Genomic DNA, 17,011 nt, shown 5'->3' on the forward strand with positions numbered 1-17,011 from the left:
CGCGCCTGTTCAGGACGGCTGCCGGATCCTTCGACCTTAGACCGGATCCGGCAGGACGATCACAGGACGGCACGGGCCTCCTCCCCGGGAGGGTGACCGATCTCGCTCCGGATGAGGAGACATTGCCGGATGCGTGCCGACGCCCTCCAGGATCGAGCGCGGGTTCCTTCTCCTGAGGGAGAGGGCCAGGGTGAGGGGTGTGATCTCACGGAAGGAGGCGGGACCTGAACGCGCGTCCATGGCGCGCTTGGTCCTGAAGCGTCTCGTCCCTCACCCCAATCCTCTTCCGCTCGGGGAGAGGAGGCGCATCGCGCGGCCCGCCCACTCGGCCTGCCGCCGCGTCACCAGATTGCGGTCCGGCTCGACCTCGGCCACGTCCTCCGACGAGACCACCCACCGCGATGGCCATGAGAACTCCAAACCGGAGCCCCGCGATACGGGGCTGATCAGGGTTGGACGGGCGTTCAGTTCGAAGCATCCCGCCGTTACGGTCAGGTCGTGTGAAGGCTCGGGATCGACGGATCGCGTTTTTTGGATCGGGGCTAAATCAGCGGCTCTCGACTTCCACGACGAAATCACTCCGGTAGGTCACCCCCTCCACCGGGTTCGAGACCCAGCGGCACCGCCCGACCGCCAGATCGTGGCCCGCATGGAAATGGCCCGAGATCCACAGCTCCGGCCGCTCGGCATCCCCGAGGTCTTCGAGGACGGTGCTGGCGTAGAAGGCCGGGACCCACCAGGGGACGCCGGGCTGATCGCGGTAGCGATCCGCCGCCAGGGGGCTCGCCGGGTGATGGGTCACCACCACGGTCGGGCCGTCATGCGGCGTGCGGAGCGCCGCATGCAGCGCCGCCCGCTCGGTCCGATGCGCTGCCATGGCGTCCGCGGGCTGCCACGGGCTGCCATCCGCCTTTCGGATCGACCCGAGATACTCGCGTGAGCCGGTGACCGGGTCGGTCATCCGCGCGGTCGCGTAGGCCACCGGATCGTAGGGCCGGTCGGGCGTATCGATGGCGAGCCAGCGCCCTGCGAGCCCCCAGTCGCTCCAGAGGGTGGCGCCGACGAACCGCACGCCGTCGATGACGCAACTCTGCGCCTCCTGAAGCAGGTGGATCCGGGCACCGAGCCCGTTCACCCGGGCCACCTCCGCCTCCAGATCCGCCAGCAGCTCCGGGGCGGTACGCGGGTCGCCGGTCGGGGCGTAGCGCTCGTGATTGCCCGGCACCAGGACGATCGGCCTGCACTGCGCGAGGTGCAGCAGGGCCGCGAGCCCGCGCTCGGGATGTCCCTCGTAGAGGTCGCCCGGGCAGGCGAGCAGGTCGAACGGTTCCGCGGCGGGCGCGATCAGATCGAGCCGCCGCCGCTCGAGGTGCAGGTCGGAAACGGGAAAGATGCGCATGGGGGTGCCTAATGGGCGGCCCGGCGTTCGGCCGCGGCGGCCCGGAGGATGTCGGCGGCTGAATCGGCGTTGAGGATGGCGATACCCGCCGCCGCGACGAGATCCGGCCAGGGCGACGGGCGGTAGGCGGTGACCAAGCCGGCCGCGATGATCGCGAGATTGGCGAAAGCATCGTTGCGGGCTGAGAGATAGGCCGCCTGGGTGAGGCTGCCCGAACCCGATCGGTGCCGGGCCAGCATCAGCGCGCAGGTGAGGTTCACGGCCAGCGCCCCGAGGCCGGCGAGGGTTAGCGGCAGGGCGGCGGGAGCCACGAAGGCGAAGACCTTCTCGTAGGCCGCATAGGCGCCCGCCAGGGCTGGCAGGAGCAGAATGAACGCCATGGCGGTTCCGAGCCGCGCCCGGTTGCGCGCGCTCCAGCCGAGACCCGCGAAGATCAGGAGGTTGATCGCCGCGTCTTCCAGGAAGTCGAGGCTGTCGGCGATGAGCGAGACCGACCCGATGGCGAGCGCCACCGCAATCTCGATGCCGAAATACGCGAGATTCAGCGCCGCGACACGGGCGACGGTCGGGCGGAGGGCGGCCGGCGCGGGCCGGGTTGCGTCATCGGCGTTCACGGGGCGCCTCTTCGCCGAGAGCGGGGCGCCTGTCGAGCGGCCGTTGAGAAAACCCTGCCTGCGCCTCAAGAAAGTTCGACGATCTTGCGCCTTGGTCCGGGTGGATTCGGCGGCGCGATCGTGCGAGGCGATGTCCGGAGCCGGACGCGCGAGACGGGCGACCGGCCGGAACCGGAGGTCTGCCGAGTCATGCTGCCCGAATTGCGCGTGCTCTATTTCGAGGATCTCGAGGTCGGGCTGTCGGAGACCCTGTCGAAGACCATCGCCTCCTCGGACGTGGTGGGATTTGCCGAGATCACCGGCGACCGCAACCCGATCCACCTCTCCGAGCACTTCGCCGCCCGGACGCCGTTCGGCACCCGCATCGCCCACGGCCTGTACACGGCCGGATTGATCTCGGCGGTGCTCGGCACGCGACTGCCAGGACCGGGGGCGGTCTACATCTCGCAGACCCTGAATTTCCGCGCGCCGGTGCGCATCGGCGATGTCGTCGAAGTCACCGTCACAGTCGCCGAGCTGATGCCCGAGCGCCGGCGCGCGCGCCTCGCCTGCCGCTGCGCGGTGGCGGGCGAGACCGTCCTCGACGGCGAGGCACTGGTTAAAGTGCCGACCAAGGCTGAGGCCGACCCCCTCGCGAGCCGCTCCGAGCGCTCGCAGGGTTGAGGTGGCGTCGAACGGGGTGAGCCCGATCCCGGAGACGATCACCGATCCGGACGATCCCCGCCTCGAAGCCTACACGAGGATGCGCGAGCGCGACCTGGTCGGCCGCGCCGGGCGCTTCATCGCCGAAGGCGAGGTGACCCTGCGTCTGCTCCTGGGCCGCCGCAGCCGCTTCCGCGCCGAGTCGGTTCTGCTCGCGCCGGAGCGCTGGCCGGGGCTGGCCGGCGACGTGGCCGCCTGCCGACAGCCGCCGCCGGTCTACCTCGCCGCAAAGGCCGTGATGAGCGCCGTCACGGGCTTCCCGATCCATCGCGGGGTGCTCGCGGTCGGATTGCGCGGACCGGAGCCCGACGCGGCCGCGATCGTGCCGCCGCCCGCGGCCCCGGCTCTGGTGCTCGGCCTCTCAGGCCTGACCAACCACGACAATGTCGGATCCGCCTTCCGCAACGCTGCCGCCTTCGGGGCCGACTTGGTGCTGCTCGATGCGGGGAGCTGCGATCCGCTCTACCGCAAGAGCATCCGGGTCTCGGCCGGCGCAGCGCTGATCCAGCCCTTCGCACGGATCCCCGCAGGGCAGGACTGGCTGCAGGTCGCCCGAACGCTCGGGCTCCAGGCGCTGGCGCTCAGCCCGGGAGCGACCGAGACCCTGGACGACCTCGCCGCGCCGGCGCGGGCGCTCCTGATTTTGGGGACGGAGGGGCCGGGGCTCGACGCGGCGACGCTCGCCCGGACCCGCCCGGTCCGGATCCCGATGGCCGCCGGCTTCGATTCTCTCAACGTCGCAACCGCGGCGGGGATCGCCCTGCACGCCATCGCCCGCAGCCAGGGACGCGTCGGTCGGAGGCGATGAATTCCGAACCGTATCGTCGTGATCTGTCACACGGTCCGCGCGTGCAGCCCGCAACGGGTGGAGCGCAGACGCTCAGCCGCTATGTTTCAGCGCCGTAGAACGCTTCTCCGCGGATTTGTCGTCCATCCGTGTCGAAGGTCATGATCTCACAAGCGCGACGGCGGCGACCGCCCAAATCAGCGACATAGATGACCGTGAGTTCGCGACGGAGCGCGTCCCAAATTACGTGGTCGAGGTCGAAGCGGAGTGACCCGATGCGGCCGAGCGCGGCCCGCCAATAGGCAGAGATCCTCTCCTTGCCCCTCAGAACAGCTTCCCCGACAGTATCGCGGGCAATTGGACTGATGAACTCCGCTTCATCGGCAAAGTGGCTCAACACCGCGTCGATATCCCGGCGGTTCCAGTTCTCGATCCAGCCCGCAGCAAACGACCGCATATCATCATGACTGCGCTGCATCGTGTTTCCCCTCCGTCCTGCCGGATCGATCGGGCTCTCCACTGAATTGCCCAGTCTGCGGCCTAGAGATCGCGCTGGGTCGGATTCGGACCTGACCCAATTTAGGCGCAGTCCCTCAGCAGTGGAACAGATGCTGGGTTTCGCTGCAGGGCGGCACCCCTCGCTTCGGACAAGTCACAACGGGGCGCGGCCCTGTCACGGATGGGAATTCGGTGCACCCGCACAATCCTTGCGATTGTGTTTGGACCTTACGCGCGCAGACGTGATTCTGCGCGCGACAAACGGCTGCAATTGCCGCGCGAGGATGCCAAGCTAGCTTGGCAGCAGGGTGCGGGGATTCTGTGAGGAGTCGGCAGCGTTGCTTCAGTCTGGGGATGGGTTGCGGGCGCTGACGGGACGACGGGTGGCCGTGGTCGGTGCCGGTCCGGGCGGGCTTGCCGCCGCACTGCTCCTGGCTCGCGCCGGAATCCATGTCACCGTTTTCGAGAAGGATGCCCAGGTCGGCGGCCGCACCAAGACTGTGGAAGCCCCCGGCGGCTACCGGTTCGATATCGGCCCCACCTTCTTTCTCTATCCGCAGATCCTCGCCGACATCTTCGCGAGCTGCGGCGAGCGGCTCGAGGACCACGTCAAGCTCGAGCGTCTCGACCCGCAATATCATCTGGTTTTCGAGGGCAAGGACGGGATCTCGGGGACGATCCGCGCCACGGGTGACGTCGACCGCCTAAAACACGAGATCGCTGGCCTCGCCCCGGACGACGCGAAGAACGTCAAAGCCTTCTTCGAGGAGAACCGAACGAAGCTGCGCCACTTCAAGCCGGTGCTGGAGCAGGCCTTCCACACGCTGCGCAGCATGGTGAGCCCGGCGATGCTGGCGGCCCTGCCCTATCTGCATCCCGGCCGCAGCGTGGACCGCGACCTCAAGCGCCACTTCGCCGACCCGCGGGTGCGCCTCGCCTTCTCGTTCCAGACCAAATACCTCGGCATGTCGCCATTCCGGTGCCCGAGCCTGTTCACGATCCTGTCGTTCCTCGAATACGAGCACGGGGTCTACCACCCAGTGGGCGGCTGCGGCGCGGTCTCCGAGGCGATGGCGGGCCTGGCCACGCGGATGGGCGTCGACCTGCGGCTCAACACCAGCGTCGAGCGGGTGCTGTTCGATGGCAAGCGCGCCAGCGGGCTTGTGGCGAACGGCGAGACCTTCAACGCCGACGCGGTTCTGATCAACGGCGATTTCGCCAAGGTGGTGCGGGCTTTGGTGCCGGAGTGTCATCGCCCGCGCTGGCGGGACGCCAAGATCCGGAAGGCGCGGCTCTCCTGCTCGACCTTCATGCTCTATCTCGGGATCGAAGGAAAAATGCCCGACAGCCTCGGGCACCACACGATCCTCCTGGCCGAAGGTTACGAGCAGAACATCCGTGAGATCACCGAGGGCACGCTGCCGATGCAGCCGTCCCTCTACGTGCAGCATGCCGGCTACACCGACGGCGGCATGGCGCCCCCCGGGCACACCGCTCTCTACGTGCTGGTGCCGGTGCCGAACCGGAAGGCCGGGATCGACTGGGCTTCCGTGCGGGGGACCTACCGTGCCCTGATCCTCGAGCGGTTGAGGGTCCTCGGTCTCGGCGATATCGAGTCCCGGATCCGCTATGAGCGGATCATCGACCCGACCCAGTGGGAGGAGGATTTCGCCGTCCACGAGGGCGCCACCTTCAACCTCGCTCACGACCTCATGCAGATGCTGTACTTCCGGCCGCACAACCGCTTCGGGCCGGGGCTCTACATCGTCGGCGGCGGCACCCATCCGGGCTCCGGCCTGCCGGTGATCTACGAGGGCGCCCGCATCTCGGCGCGGCTGCTGATCGAGGAACTGGCCGGCGCCCGCGCAGCCGCTGCGGCAGGCATCCCCGAGACCGCGCCCCTAGCGACCTCCGGCGAGGCCTCGTGATCAGGAGACTGGCGAGCCGGGCGCTCGGACGCGTCCCGACATTCCGCGCCCGGGCTTTACTGGCGTGCGGTCTCTGGGGCCTTGCCCTGCCCGCGGCGGCCGCGACCGTGCAGGTCGAGGTCGACGGGATCGAGTCCGGCGGCGGTCCGGTGCGGGTGGCTCTGTGTCAGGGCGGCCTCTCGGAGGCATTCTGCACCCGGGGCGACGATGCGTCGGCCAACGGGAGCCGGGCTCTCTTCACCTTCCGCGACGTGCCCCCGGGAACCTACGCGGTGGCGGCCTACCAGGATTCCAACGGCAACAGCCGCCTGGATCGCACCGCGCTCGGCCTGCCGCTGGAACCCTACGGCTTCTCCGGCGCGGTGGGACGCCGGGCGCGCCCGGACTTCGCCGCGACGGCCTTTACTCTGCGGGAACCGGGCGCCGCCCTGCGGGTGCGCCTCGCCCGCGCCCTGCCGGGACGGTGAGACGATGGACGGCCCCCTCGTCCGGATCGAGGGCGTCGACCTCCACCTGCGTGGACGGCGCGTGCTGGAGCGGATCGATCTCGACCTCGATGCGGGCGAGACCCTGGCGCTTCTCGGACCGAACGGCGCCGGCAAATCCTCCCTGATGCGCCTGGTTGCCGGTCGGCTCGGTCCGGATGCCGGATCCGTGCGCGTCGCGGGGGCCGATCCGTACCGGGAAGGCCGCGCGCGCCGCGCCATCGGCTGGGTGCCGCAAGAGATCGCCCTTTACCCGCGGCTGACCGTATCGGAAAATCTCGGGGTCTTCGGCCAGCTCGCGGGCGTACCCCGGCGCGACCGGAAGGCGGCCGTGGAAGCCGCGCTGGCGATGGCCGACCTCGCCGACGTGGCACGGCGTCCGGCGGGAATCCTGTCGGGCGGCTACCGGCGCCGGGTCAACATCGCGGCGAGCCTGATGAACCGACCCCGGCTGGTGCTCCTCGACGAGCCGACGAGCGGCGTCGACCTCGCCGCCCGGGCGGCGATCCACGCGGTGCTCGACCGGCTCAAGGCAGCCGGCACCGCGATCCTGATTGCCACCCACGATTTCGCCGAAGCGGAGCGCCTGGCTTCCCGAGTCGCGTTCCTGGCGCAGGGACGGATCGTGCGGGCCGGGCGGCTCGCCGACCTGCTCGCGCAGTTGCGCACCGGCGCGCCCGAACGGGAGCTGAGCCTCGCCGTCCCGGCGGACGGCCCCGCCGAGGCCGTGCTGCGCCGGGCCGGCTTCGCTCTGGCCGAAGCGGATGGCCTGACTTGGCGCTCGGTGGAGCGCTCCGGCCTCGATGGCGCCGCCCTGCTCGGGGCCTTGCGGGCGCAGGGCGTGCCGGTCGCCGAGGTGCGGGTGCGCGCCCCGCGGCTCGAGACCCTCTATCTCGACGCGCTCCGGCCACGCGATGTCGCGGACCGCGAGGCGTCGGCCCGGCGTCAGTCCGGGGCGGCCCGATGATCAGCGCCGCATTCCGGGTCATGGCCCTGAGCCTTCTGCGCGACCGCGCCGCGCTGGTGATGGCCTTCGTGCTGCCGACCGTAATCTTCTCGATCTTCGCGGCGATCTTCTCGGGAGCGACCGGCGACCGGATCCGCATCCATCTCGGGCTGGCCGACTTCGCACAGACGACGGCCACGCACCGTCTGACCGACGCGCTCACCGCCGATCCGTCCCTGCGGGTCACGCGCCTGCCTGCGACCGACCTCGCCGGCGTGGCCAAGGCCGTTCGCTCCGGCGAGGTCGATGTGGCGCTCGTCCTGCGGGGCGACCTGATCGCGACTCCGGCCGCCGAGGCGCCCGCGGCCGCCGACCAGCCCGTTGTGCTGGTCGAGAACCCCGCCAAGGCGCTGGCGACGCCGATCGCCCTCGGCCAACTCCAGCGGGTGCTGAACGAGGCCCTGCCCGACGTGGTGCTCTCCCGGATCGTCGCCGACGTGGAGCGCTCCGGCAAGATCGGCCCCGACGAGCGGCGCTTCCTGGAGGATGCCTTCGCCGAGCAGCGGGCCAAGAAGGAACCGTTCAGCTTCGCGTCCCTGGTCGAGCGGCGCAGCACGGCCGTCGGCACCGCCAATGCCCGCATCAGCTACTATGCGGGGGCGATCACCGCGGTCTTCCTGCTTTTCGCCGCCATGCAGGGGGCGATGTCGCTGGTCGAGGAGCGCGAGACTGGGCTCGCCGAGCGGCTGATGGCCGGCCCCGGCGGCCTACCTGTGGTGGTGCTCGGCAAGTTCGGTTTCCTGACGCTCCAAGGACTCGTGCAGGCCGGCCTGATCTTCCTCGCCGCCGCTCTGCTCTACGGGGTCGAGATCGGGCCGCACTGGCCGGCTTTCCTGGCCGCCTGCCTGCTGGTCTCGGCCATGGCCGCGGGGCTGGCGCTCGCCGCCTGCGCGCTCGCCGCCTCGCGCCAGCAGGCACACCTCGCCTCGACCTTCGGGGTGCTGCTGCTCTCGGCCGTGGGCGGCTCGATGGTGCCCCGCTTCCTCATGCCTCCCTGGCTGCAGCAGGCCGGCTGGCTCACCCCCAACGCCTGGGCGATCGAGGCCTATCAGAGTGCGTTGGGCGAAGGTTTTGCCGCCGCCGCCCCGGCTCTCGGGGTGCTGGGCACGCTGACGCTCTGCGGGCTCGGATCCGCGCTCGCGCTGACGGCGCGGCGGACGGCCTGAGCCGCGCCACCTCATCGCCGCGACGATCCGCGCTGTTCCTGCGACCGGCCACGCGCGGACATACGGGCACCGATCTGCCGAGGTTCCACTCAACAGAAAGCCCCCATGCTCCGCCTGCTCATCGCCGACGGCAACGACCGTGCGGCCCGCGAACGGCACGTCGCGGCCACAGGCCGAACCTCCGCCGAGTCCTACGCCGCGGTGGTACGCGACCTCGCACCGGACGCTGCCTGCCGCCACATCAATCCGGCCGATGCCGGCACCACCCTGCCGCAGGGCCTGTCGGATTTTGACGGGCTGATCTTCACCGGCTCAACCCTCAAGGTCTCCGAGGGGACTCCGGAAGTGACCCGGCAGCTCGACCTGATGCGCGCGGCCCTGGAGGCAGGTCTGCCGGTCTTCGGCTCCTGCTGGGGCGTGCAGGTCGCCGCCACAGTGGCCGGCGGCAAGGCCGCCGAGAACCCGCGCGGGCCGGAATACGGCTTCGCCCGGGCGATCACCCCGACCGAGGAGGGCCGGACCCATCCGCTCCTCGCTGGGCGCCCGGCGGCCTGGGACGCCCCCGCCATCCATGCGGACGCGGTGCTGGTACCGCCGCCGGGCGCCCGCGTGCTCGCGGGCAACCGCATGCTGGGCATCCAGGCCATCGAGATCCGGCACGGGGCCGGCTGGTTCTGGGGCACGCAGTACCATCCGGAACTCGATCTCGACGAGCTGGCCGCGATGCTGCGCCTCTGCGAATCGGCGATCGTCGAGGCTGGCCTCGCCGAGGATCCGCGAGCCGTGGCGGGCTACGCTGATGAGATCGCTTCCCTGCAGGGGGGCGACCCGGAAGCGGCGCGTTGCTTGGCCTGGCGCCACGGCATCGGCCCGGAGGTGCTCGAGGCGGATCTGCGCCGCCGGGAGATCGGCAACTTCCTGGCGCGCCTGTCCACAGGTGAGGTCTGACGGGCTGCTGCCGCGACCGGGTGGCGCGTTGACCGGGCTGGCCCCAGGTCTAGCTTCGCCCCAGCGGGCCACGCCTTCTTCGGCCCGGGGAGCGACCCAGCCAGATGAGCCAGGATTCCACGGTCGCCGTCATCGGCAGCGGGCTCGGCGGACTCGCGGCTGCCTGTGTGGCAGCGGCGCGGGGCCACCGCGTGACGGTCTACGACAAGAACGGCTGGCTCGGCGGTAAGGCGGCGGTGCTCCACGAGGGCGGCTTCCGCTTCGACATGGGCCCGACCATTCTGACCGTCCCGCGGGTGCTGGAGCGTATCTTCGCGGAGGCCGGTCGTTCGGTCCACGACTACATGGACCTGCGCCGTCTTGACCCGCAATGGCGCTGCTTCTTCGACGACGGGACCCACATCGACCTGATGCAGGATGTCGAGCGGATGGCGGGCGACATGGAGCGCTTTGCCCCCGGCACCGGCGAGGGCTACAAGAAATTCATCTCCATCTCCGAGCACCTGCACGGGGTTTCAGAAAAATTTTTCTTCTGGAAGCCGGTGGAGGACCTGTTCGACACGATCAACATCCGCGCCAACATGAACCCGGGCACGCTGCGCGACGTGCTTTCCCTGCGCATGCACGCCTCCGTCGCCTCGACGATCCGCGGCAAGGTGAAGGACGCCCGGCTGGCGCAGATGCTCGACCACTTCGTCCAATATGTCGGCTCCTCGCCCTACGGCGCGCCCGCCGTGCTCTGCGCCATCGCGCATATGCAGACCGCCGACGGCGTCTGGTACCCGATGGGTGGGACCCGAGCGGTGGCGGAGGGTCTGGCGAAGCTCGCGCAGGAGCTCGGCGCCATCTGCAAGACCGACACCGAGGTGACCGGCATCGAGACCGCGAACGGCGCGGTCCGGGGCGTGCGCACCGCCGCGGGCGTGACACCGTTCGACGCGGTGATCTCCAACATGGATTCGATCCGCACCTACCGCGAACTCGTCGGCGGTGAGGCGGCCAAGACCTACGCCAAGAAGAATCCCGAGCCGGCCTGCTCGGGCGTGGTGCTCTATCTCGGCCTGAACAAGCGCTACGAGCACCTGAACCACCACGACTTCGTCTTCTCCCGGGATCCCGAGGAGGAGTTCGACTACATCTACAACAAGGGCGAGCCGGCCCCGGACCCAACCGCCTATCTGGCGGCCCCCTCCTCCACCGATCCGAGCGTGGCGCCGGCAGGCGGCGAGGCGCTCTACGTCCTCGTGCACACGCCGTATCTCCGGCCGCACCACGACTGGCGCCCGGACGGGCCGCTGTTCCGGAACTACCGCCAGACGATCCTCGACAAGCTCAAGCGCACCGGCGGCATGCCGGATCTGGAGGAGCGCATCGTCGTCGAGCGCCACCTGACGCCGCAGGACATCCACGAGCGCTACAAGGTGCTGAACGGTGCGATCTACGGGCTCGCCTCGCACGGGCGGGTCATGGGGGCGTTCAAGCCCGGCAACCGCTCGCGGCAGGTGCGCGGCCTCTACCTCGCGGGCGGCGCCGCCCATCCCGGACCCGGGATGCCGATGGTGATGATGTCGGGCTGGATCGCCGCCGACGCGCACGATCAGGATGCGCGCGGCGCCCTGCGCGCCTCGGCGTGAGGCCCGCGCCGCCTGTCTGGTCCCCGGTTCGAGGAGGAGGAGCCCGCGGCGCGCCCCTTCCTCGGGTCTCCCTGCCGATTCGGAACTTCATGGTGGCGTGGTTCGAGCGCTACCTGCACCGCCACCTCGACGCCCTGCGCTTGCCGCTCTGGAGCACGCCGCCGGCGGCGGACCATGCCGGCCCGATCGTGGTCTACTGCAACCACCCGGCGTGGTGGGACGCGGCCGTGATCATCGTTCTGGCCGGCCGCCTCTACCCGGAACGGCCGAGCCGCGCGCCCTTCGATGCCGCGATGCTGGCCCGATACCGGATCTTCGAGCGGATCGGCGCCTTCGGGGTCGACCTCGATACGCCCCGCGGGGCCGCGCAGTTCCTGGCCGCCGCCCGCGCGATCCTGGCCGCGCCCGACGGCATGCTCTGGATTACCGCGCAGGGCCGCTTCGCCGATGCGCGCGCCCGGCCGCTTGCCCTGCGCCCGGGCGTGGCGCGGCTGGCCGAGATCGCACCCGGCGCCCTGTTCGTGCCGCTCGCCCTCGAATACACCTTCTGGAACGAGCGCGGCGCCGAGGCCTTCGCGGCCTTCGGGACCGGGATCGCGGGGGCCGACCTCGCCGCTCTGCCCCGGCCGGAACGGCTCGCGCGCCTGGAGGCCGACCTCACTGCGACCCTGGACCGGCTGAGCGCCGATGTGATCAGCCGCGAGCCGGAGCGCTTTCGCACCTTCGTGTCGGGTCGCAAGGGCGTCGGCGGAGTCTATGATCTCTGGCGGCGCGCGGCGGCTCAGATCTCCGGGCGCCGCTTCGACCCGGCGCACCGGGCGCCGGATGGGCACAAGCGCGCCCCATGACACGTTCCGTCCGTTCCGGTCCGCATGCGATGCCAGGTGACGGCGGCCTCCCATTTCGGCGCGGACCATGACCGATACGATCCTCACGGCCCTGGCCCTGCTCTGCCTGACCGCGGCCCTCCTGCCGGCTGTGCTGGCGGCGGTGAACCTCGCGGTTCTGCGCAGGCCGGCGCCGGAAGCGGACCCCGGTCTCGTCTCGATCCTGATCCCGGCCCGCAACGAGGCCGGAAACATCGAGGCCACCGTCCGGGCGGCGCTCGCCAGCACGGCGGTGCCGGTGGAGGTGATCGTCGGCGACGACCATTCCACCGACGCCACCGCGGAGATCGTGCGCGCCATCGACGATCCGCGCCTGCGTCTCGTCGCCGTGCCGTTGCTGCCTGAGGGCTGGACCGGCAAGAACCACGCCTGCAGTCACATGGCCGGGCTGGCCGAAGGCCGCCACCTGCTGTTCATCGACGCCGACGTGCGCCTCGAGCCCGAGGCCGCCGCATCCCTGTCTGCCCTGGCTCGCCGCTCCGGCGCGGCGCTGGTGAGCGGGGTGCCCCGCCAACGCACGGAAACGCTCGGTGAGATGCTGACCGTGCCGATGATCGACTTCCTGCTCCTGGGCTACCTGCCGGTGCCGCTGATGCGCCGGCTGCCCGACCCGTCGCTCGGCGCCGCCTGCGGCCAACTCGTCCTGATCGCGCGCGCGGCCTACGCCTCCACCGGCGGCCACGCTGCGATCCGAACCTCCCTGCACGACGGCGTCCGTCTTCCCCGGCTGCTCCGCGCGGCCGGTCACCGGACCGATCTCGTGGCGGCCGCTTCCCTGGCGACCTGCCGGATGTACGACGGGTTCGCGCAGGCCTGGGCGGGCTTCTCGAAGAACGCCCATGAAGGCATGGCCACGCCCCGCGCCCTGCCGATCTGGACCCTGCTGCTCGGCTGCGGCCAGATCCTGCCGCCGCTCCTCGTCCTGGCTGGCCTGGTCGGCCTGATCCCCGCCGCAGCCCTTCTGCCGGCCGCGGCGGCCTGGCTGCTGTCCCTCACCAGCCGAGCGGCCATCACCCTGGCGACCCGTGCGCCGCTGGTCACGATCCCGCTCCATCCCACCACCGTGCTGGTGGCGCTGGCGATCCAGTGGAACGTGCTCCTGCGCCGCGAGCGGGCCGGGGCCGCCACCTGGAAGGGCCGCAGCTACCCCGTGAGCGGGGCCTGAGCCGCGCGGGTGTCGGCGGAGCTTGTCCGCCGACCTTTGCTTCACGCGCCCGCTTCCCGTCAGGCCAGCCCGTCGATCAGTGCTGGGCGGGCTGGCACGGGTCGGTGGAGGGGGTCTTCTCCTTGTGGGGCTTCAGGGAGACGATGAGCTGCACGTTCGGCACGTCGCCCACTTGCCGAGTCAGGTGCCCGACATGCTTCTCGGGTCCCTGCGGCGTGGATCCCATGTCGGCGTTGAACTCGACCTCGCCCGGACCTTGCTCCAGCACGGTGCCGTCTGTCGCTTCCACTGACCAGCGCCCCGACAGGGTGATCACCCATTGCGGGCCGGGCGCCGTGTGCCACGTTCCGACATAGCCGACGGGCAGCACCGCGTATTTGATCGACGTGACCTCACCCGGTGGGAAGCCGACATATTGCGGTGCCGCAGGCGGCGCGTAACTTTTGAAGATGAAGTTTTTCAGGTCGCAGTACTGGACGTGGCTCTGCCCTTTGTCGTCCGCGTAGAGAACACCATAGCGCAGCGCGGGCGGATTGGCCGAAGCGAGTCCGGCCGGGCCGGAGGGAGCCGGCTCGATGGTCATCAACGGCTCGCTCTTGGCGTCGCCCGCCGCCTGGACGCCCGCAGCACCGACGCAGGATGCCAGCAGGACCACCGCGATGCGGCTCCCATTGTTGAAATGCCTCATGATCTCAACATCCCCCGAACTCCGGTGCCGGTATGAGCACCGCAGGCCGCATAGCCAGGTCCCTCGGCCCTGTCCAATTATCGCGAAAGTATCTTTATAGATAAATCTGTTGTATTATTCCGCACATGAAACCTGCATTACATCACGGATGCGGGATTTGAGAGAAAATTCGCCTCTGCGACCATTGGAGGACGCCCGTCCACAAATTTGAGTGGCGCCGGAACTGTCCCCACGGAACCGGATCTGTCCACAGCTGTCCGGCGACGGTCCGCGTCGGCAGGATCAGCCGCTCCCGCGCACCGATGCAGCCACGTCCGGCTCCTCCGGATGACCTCACCTGCGCCGGGCGGAACGGTTAGCTGCTGTCGCCCTGCGTCTCGGCCAGGATCCAGGCCGCGGTATTGGCGTCCGCGCCGGAAACCGGCAGATGCAGGATGATCGGTGTCTCGTAGGGATGGCGCGCCTTCAGCGCGGCCGACAGGGCGTCGGCCAGGCCCTCGCGGCTCTTGAGGATTGCAGCCACCTCCTCGCCCCGCTCCACCGCGCCCTTCCAGCTGTAGACCGACAGCATGCCGGGCAGGACGTTGATGCAGGCGATGAGCCGTTCGCGAACCAAGGCCTCGCCGATGTTGAGCGCCGAGGCGGCGTCGGGAAAGGTAGTGTAGACGAGGAGCGGACGCTCCATGCTATGCCTCCGGTCGCGCATGTGCCCGTGAAGTGAGACGCGGCGGGACATGGACGTCAACCGGGCGGTTCGCTCATCAGACTGGAGCCGTGACGTGAAGCCCGACGCGACCCCGATGCGCCCGCCCGGCAGCGCCTGACCCATGCCGAGTTTCAAGAAGATCGCCTTCGTGGCGAGCCCCACCGGCCACGCCCGCGAGGCCGCCGCCGCCCTGATGCGACGCTACGACCACGTCCCGCCTGAGGAGGCGGATGTTGTCGTTGCCCTCGGGGGCGACGGGCTGATGCTGCAGGTCCTGCACCGATTCATGGACAATCCGAAGCCGATCTACGGGATGAACCGCGGCACGGTCGGCTTCCTGATGAACGAGTTCCGCGACGACGACCTTTTGGAGCATCTGGAGACCGCCCATCGCAGCGTCATCCACCCGCTGGTGATGGATGTGCTCGACACGGAGGGCCGCTCCCACCGGGCGCGGGCGATCAATGAGGTCTATCTGCTGCGCCAGACGCACCAGACGGCCAAGCTGAAGATCGCGGTGGACGGGAACGTGCGGCTCGATCTGCTGATCGCCGACGGCGTGCTGGTCGCCACGGCGGCCGGTTCCACCGCCTACAACCTCTCGGTGGGTGGCCCGATCCTGCCGCTGGACGCGAAGCTGCTGGCCCTCACGCCGATCTCGGCCTTCCGGCCCCGGCGCTGGCGGGGCGCCCTCCTGCCGGATTATGCCCGGATCCGGATCGACGTGCTCGACGCGCCCCATCGCCCTGTGGCGGCAGTGGCCGACCACACGGAGTTCCGGCGCGTCTGCACCGTCGAGACCTCCCTCGACCGCGCCACCGAACTCGTGCTGCTGCACGACCCCGGCCATAGCCTCGACGAGCGCATCCTGCGGGAGCAGTTCGGGTGAGCCTGCGCATCAGACTCGTCCGCGAGTCCGACCACGCGGCCATCACGCGCATCATCGTGCCGACCATCCGAGCGGGGGAGACCTACGCGCTCGACTGCGACCTCAGCGAGGCCGACGCTCTCGCCTACTGGACCGGCGCGGACCGGGAGACCTTCGTGGCCGAGCAGGACGGAGCGGTGGTCGGCACCTACTACCTGCGCGCCAACCAAGCGGGCGGCGGCGCCCATGTCGCCAATTGCGGCTTCATGACTGCCGAGGCCGCCGCGGGACGCGGCATCGCCCGCGCCCTGTGCGCGCACGCCCTCGACCGGGCGCGGGAGCGGGGCTTCGCGGCGATGCAGTTCAACTTCGTGGTCAGCACGAACGTCCGGGCCGTGCGGCTGTGGCAGCGCTTCGGCTTCGGCGTCGTGGGGCGCCTCCCGGGCGCCTTCCGGCACCCGAGACTCGGGGACGTCGACGCCCTGGTGATGTTCAGGACGCTCTGAGACGCACGCGAATCAGTGGCGCGGCGCCGCGACCAGATCGCTCTCGCGAACCGCCCGCTCCCCGGCGCCCGTCCGGACCCGGTAGGACGGCTCGCCGGTCTGGTCCTCCGGCATCAGCCGCAGGATCTCGAACACCTCGCCGGCGCCCTTGTCGCCGGGAAGCCCGAGATGAACCCGGCAGACACGCTGGCCGATCTTGAACTTGTGGGACATGCTGGGCTCCTGTGCCGATGGGGGAGTGCCTCAGCGCCGCTTCTGAGCCTTCGCCTTGCGGGCGAGATAGCGGGCATCGCGCTGGGCCTTCTGTTCGGCCTGGAGAGCCTTGGCGCGCTCCTGGGCGGCCGCTTGCTCGGCGAGCTTGCGTTCAATCTCGGCCAGACGCTCGGCTTCGGCGAGGGCAGCGGCGCGCTCGATCTCCGCCTGGCGTTGGGCAGCGCGTTCGGCCATCCGGGCCTCGCGGGCATCGATCACGGCGCGGCGGGCGGATTGGCGGGCGAGAACCGCCGGATCGTCGGCACGCGGGCGTGCCCGGAACCGGGCCAGCATCTCGGACCGCGCCTTGGCAGCGGTTTCCAGCCGGTCGACGACGCCCTGTTTGTTCGGAAAGCTCACAGACACTCCTGTGTCGGGCGCGGCGCCTCGCCGTCGCCCCTATGGCGGGTGCAGAAAATGAAGAAGCCGCTCCACTCGGGAGCGGCTTCGCGTTAGCCGTTCAAACCAGTGATTAGGCCGTCTGGAGTTGGCCGGCGGACTGCTTGCCGCTGCGGCGGTCGGTCTCCAGCTCGTAAGAGACCTTCTGACCCTCGTTCAGGCCGCGCAGGCCAGCGCGCTCAACGGCCGAAACGTGGACGAACACGTCCTTGCTGCCGTCGTCAGGCTGGATGAAGCCGTAGCCCTTGGTCTCGTTGAACCACTTGACGGTTCCGGTGCTCATGGAAGTCCTTGATCTTCGCAGGCGTAGTGAGAGATGGCACCCGCTCGAGTGAGCTGGGGCCGGCATCGACCGATAGCGATAGGAAAGTCA

20 protein-coding genes are annotated in these 17,011 nt (G+C 70.0%); 12 read left to right on the forward strand and 8 right to left on the reverse strand.

The window, feature by feature from the left end:
- Positions 1-547 precede the first annotated feature (547 nt).
- Positions 548-1,399: a metallophosphoesterase gene (locus tag ACYCO6_RS27385; protein ID WP_459765210.1), complete on the reverse strand. Its 852-nt coding sequence runs from the start codon at positions 1,397-1,399 to the stop codon at positions 548-550.
- 8 nt (positions 1,400-1,407) lie between these two features.
- A complete protein-coding gene (locus ACYCO6_RS27390) occupies positions 1,408-2,013 on the reverse strand; it encodes a cation transporter (protein ID WP_459765212.1) in 606 nt (201 codons plus the stop codon).
- A 189-nt stretch (positions 2,014-2,202) separates the two neighbouring features.
- Here ACYCO6_RS27390 and croR point away from each other — a divergent pair, with 189 nt between their 5' ends.
- Together croR and ACYCO6_RS27400 are read left to right on the forward strand one after the other, a co-directional pair.
- The gene (gene croR / locus ACYCO6_RS27395; protein ID WP_459765214.1) at positions 2,203-2,676 is read left to right on the forward strand and encodes a 3-hydroxybutyryl-CoA dehydratase; all 474 of its coding nucleotides are present in this window, start codon (positions 2,203-2,205) and stop codon (positions 2,674-2,676) included.
- Between the two features lie 16 nt (positions 2,677-2,692).
- Positions 2,693-3,523 carry a TrmH family RNA methyltransferase gene (locus ACYCO6_RS27400; RefSeq protein WP_459765216.1) on the forward strand — a complete coding sequence of 277 codons (831 nt, stop codon included), beginning with the start codon at positions 2,693-2,695 and terminating at the stop codon, positions 3,521-3,523.
- Positions 3,524-3,602: 79 nt separating this feature from the next.
- On the opposite strand, the gene ACYCO6_RS27405 is transcribed toward ACYCO6_RS27400, so the two are convergent.
- The gene (locus ACYCO6_RS27405; RefSeq protein WP_459765218.1) at positions 3,603-3,980 is read right to left on the reverse strand and encodes a nuclear transport factor 2 family protein; all 378 of its coding nucleotides are present in this window, start codon (positions 3,978-3,980) and stop codon (positions 3,603-3,605) included.
- A gap of 358 nt (positions 3,981-4,338) precedes the next feature.
- On the opposite strand from ACYCO6_RS27405, the gene ACYCO6_RS27410 reads away from it, so the two are divergent.
- The 8 genes from ACYCO6_RS27410 (at position 4,339) to ACYCO6_RS27445 (ending at position 13,219) form a co-directional block, all read left to right on the forward strand.
- On the forward strand, positions 4,339-5,928 hold the full coding sequence (locus ACYCO6_RS27410; RefSeq protein ID WP_459765220.1) for a phytoene desaturase family protein: 1,590 nt from the start codon (positions 4,339-4,341) through the stop codon (positions 5,926-5,928).
- Positions 5,929-6,014: 86 nt separating this feature from the next.
- Positions 6,015-6,395 (forward strand): DUF2141 domain-containing protein, encoded by a 381-nt coding sequence (locus ACYCO6_RS27415; protein ID WP_459773756.1) that lies wholly within the window; start codon positions 6,015-6,017, stop codon positions 6,393-6,395.
- Between the two features lie 4 nt (positions 6,396-6,399).
- Positions 6,400-7,380 carry an ABC transporter ATP-binding protein gene (locus tag ACYCO6_RS27420; protein WP_459765222.1) on the forward strand — a complete coding sequence of 327 codons (981 nt, stop codon included), beginning with the start codon at positions 6,400-6,402 and terminating at the stop codon, positions 7,378-7,380.
- Positions 7,377-8,585 carry an ABC transporter permease gene (locus tag ACYCO6_RS27425; protein WP_459765224.1) on the forward strand — a complete coding sequence of 403 codons (1,209 nt, stop codon included), beginning with the start codon at positions 7,377-7,379 and terminating at the stop codon, positions 8,583-8,585. The genes ACYCO6_RS27420 and ACYCO6_RS27425 overlap by 4 nt, the downstream gene beginning before the upstream one ends.
- A gap of 105 nt (positions 8,586-8,690) precedes the next feature.
- Positions 8,691-9,533 carry a type 1 glutamine amidotransferase gene (locus ACYCO6_RS27430; RefSeq protein ID WP_459765226.1) on the forward strand — a complete coding sequence of 281 codons (843 nt, stop codon included), beginning with the start codon at positions 8,691-8,693 and terminating at the stop codon, positions 9,531-9,533.
- Positions 9,534-9,637: 104 nt separating this feature from the next.
- Positions 9,638-11,167 carry a phytoene desaturase family protein gene (locus tag ACYCO6_RS27435; protein ID WP_459765228.1) on the forward strand — a complete coding sequence of 510 codons (1,530 nt, stop codon included), beginning with the start codon at positions 9,638-9,640 and terminating at the stop codon, positions 11,165-11,167.
- Positions 11,168-11,256: 89 nt separating this feature from the next.
- On the forward strand, positions 11,257-12,015 hold the full coding sequence (locus ACYCO6_RS27440; protein WP_459765230.1) for a lysophospholipid acyltransferase family protein: 759 nt from the start codon (positions 11,257-11,259) through the stop codon (positions 12,013-12,015).
- 67 nt (positions 12,016-12,082) lie between these two features.
- The gene (locus ACYCO6_RS27445) at positions 12,083-13,219 is read left to right on the forward strand and encodes a glycosyltransferase family 2 protein (protein ID WP_459765232.1); all 1,137 of its coding nucleotides are present in this window, start codon (positions 12,083-12,085) and stop codon (positions 13,217-13,219) included.
- Between the two features lie 76 nt (positions 13,220-13,295).
- Here the strand turns inward: ACYCO6_RS27445 and ACYCO6_RS27450 are convergent, their stop codons facing one another.
- Entirely contained in the window at positions 13,296-13,907 is a 612-nt protein-coding gene (locus ACYCO6_RS27450) for a hypothetical protein (RefSeq protein WP_459765234.1), read from the reverse strand.
- A gap of 355 nt (positions 13,908-14,262) precedes the next feature.
- Positions 14,263-14,592 carry a divalent-cation tolerance protein CutA gene (gene cutA / locus ACYCO6_RS27455; RefSeq protein ID WP_459765236.1) on the reverse strand — a complete coding sequence of 110 codons (330 nt, stop codon included), beginning with the start codon at positions 14,590-14,592 and terminating at the stop codon, positions 14,263-14,265.
- A 142-nt stretch (positions 14,593-14,734) separates the two neighbouring features.
- On the opposite strand from cutA, the gene ACYCO6_RS27460 reads away from it, so the two are divergent.
- Together ACYCO6_RS27460 and ACYCO6_RS27465 are read left to right on the forward strand one after the other, a co-directional pair.
- Entirely contained in the window at positions 14,735-15,502 is a 768-nt protein-coding gene (locus tag ACYCO6_RS27460) for an NAD kinase (RefSeq protein WP_459765238.1), read from the forward strand.
- A complete protein-coding gene (locus ACYCO6_RS27465) occupies positions 15,499-15,987 on the forward strand; it encodes an N-acetyltransferase family protein (RefSeq protein WP_459765240.1) in 489 nt (162 codons plus the stop codon). Before ACYCO6_RS27460 ends, ACYCO6_RS27465 begins: the two co-directional genes overlap by 4 nt.
- A gap of 12 nt (positions 15,988-15,999) precedes the next feature.
- Here ACYCO6_RS27465 and ACYCO6_RS27470 read toward each other — a convergent pair whose 3' ends face one another.
- From ACYCO6_RS27470 to ACYCO6_RS27480, 3 genes are all read right to left on the reverse strand, one after another.
- Entirely contained in the window at positions 16,000-16,200 is a 201-nt protein-coding gene (locus ACYCO6_RS27470; RefSeq protein ID WP_459765242.1) for a hypothetical protein, read from the reverse strand.
- Positions 16,201-16,230: 30 nt separating this feature from the next.
- Positions 16,231-16,599: a DUF6481 family protein gene (locus ACYCO6_RS27475; RefSeq protein ID WP_459765244.1), complete on the reverse strand. Its 369-nt coding sequence runs from the start codon at positions 16,597-16,599 to the stop codon at positions 16,231-16,233.
- Between the two features lie 112 nt (positions 16,600-16,711).
- Positions 16,712-16,921 carry a cold-shock protein gene (locus ACYCO6_RS27480; protein WP_459765246.1) on the reverse strand — a complete coding sequence of 70 codons (210 nt, stop codon included), beginning with the start codon at positions 16,919-16,921 and terminating at the stop codon, positions 16,712-16,714.
- Between the last annotated feature and the right edge of the window lie 90 nt (positions 16,922-17,011).

The organism is Methylobacterium sp. CM6257 (genome assembly GCF_054611515.1).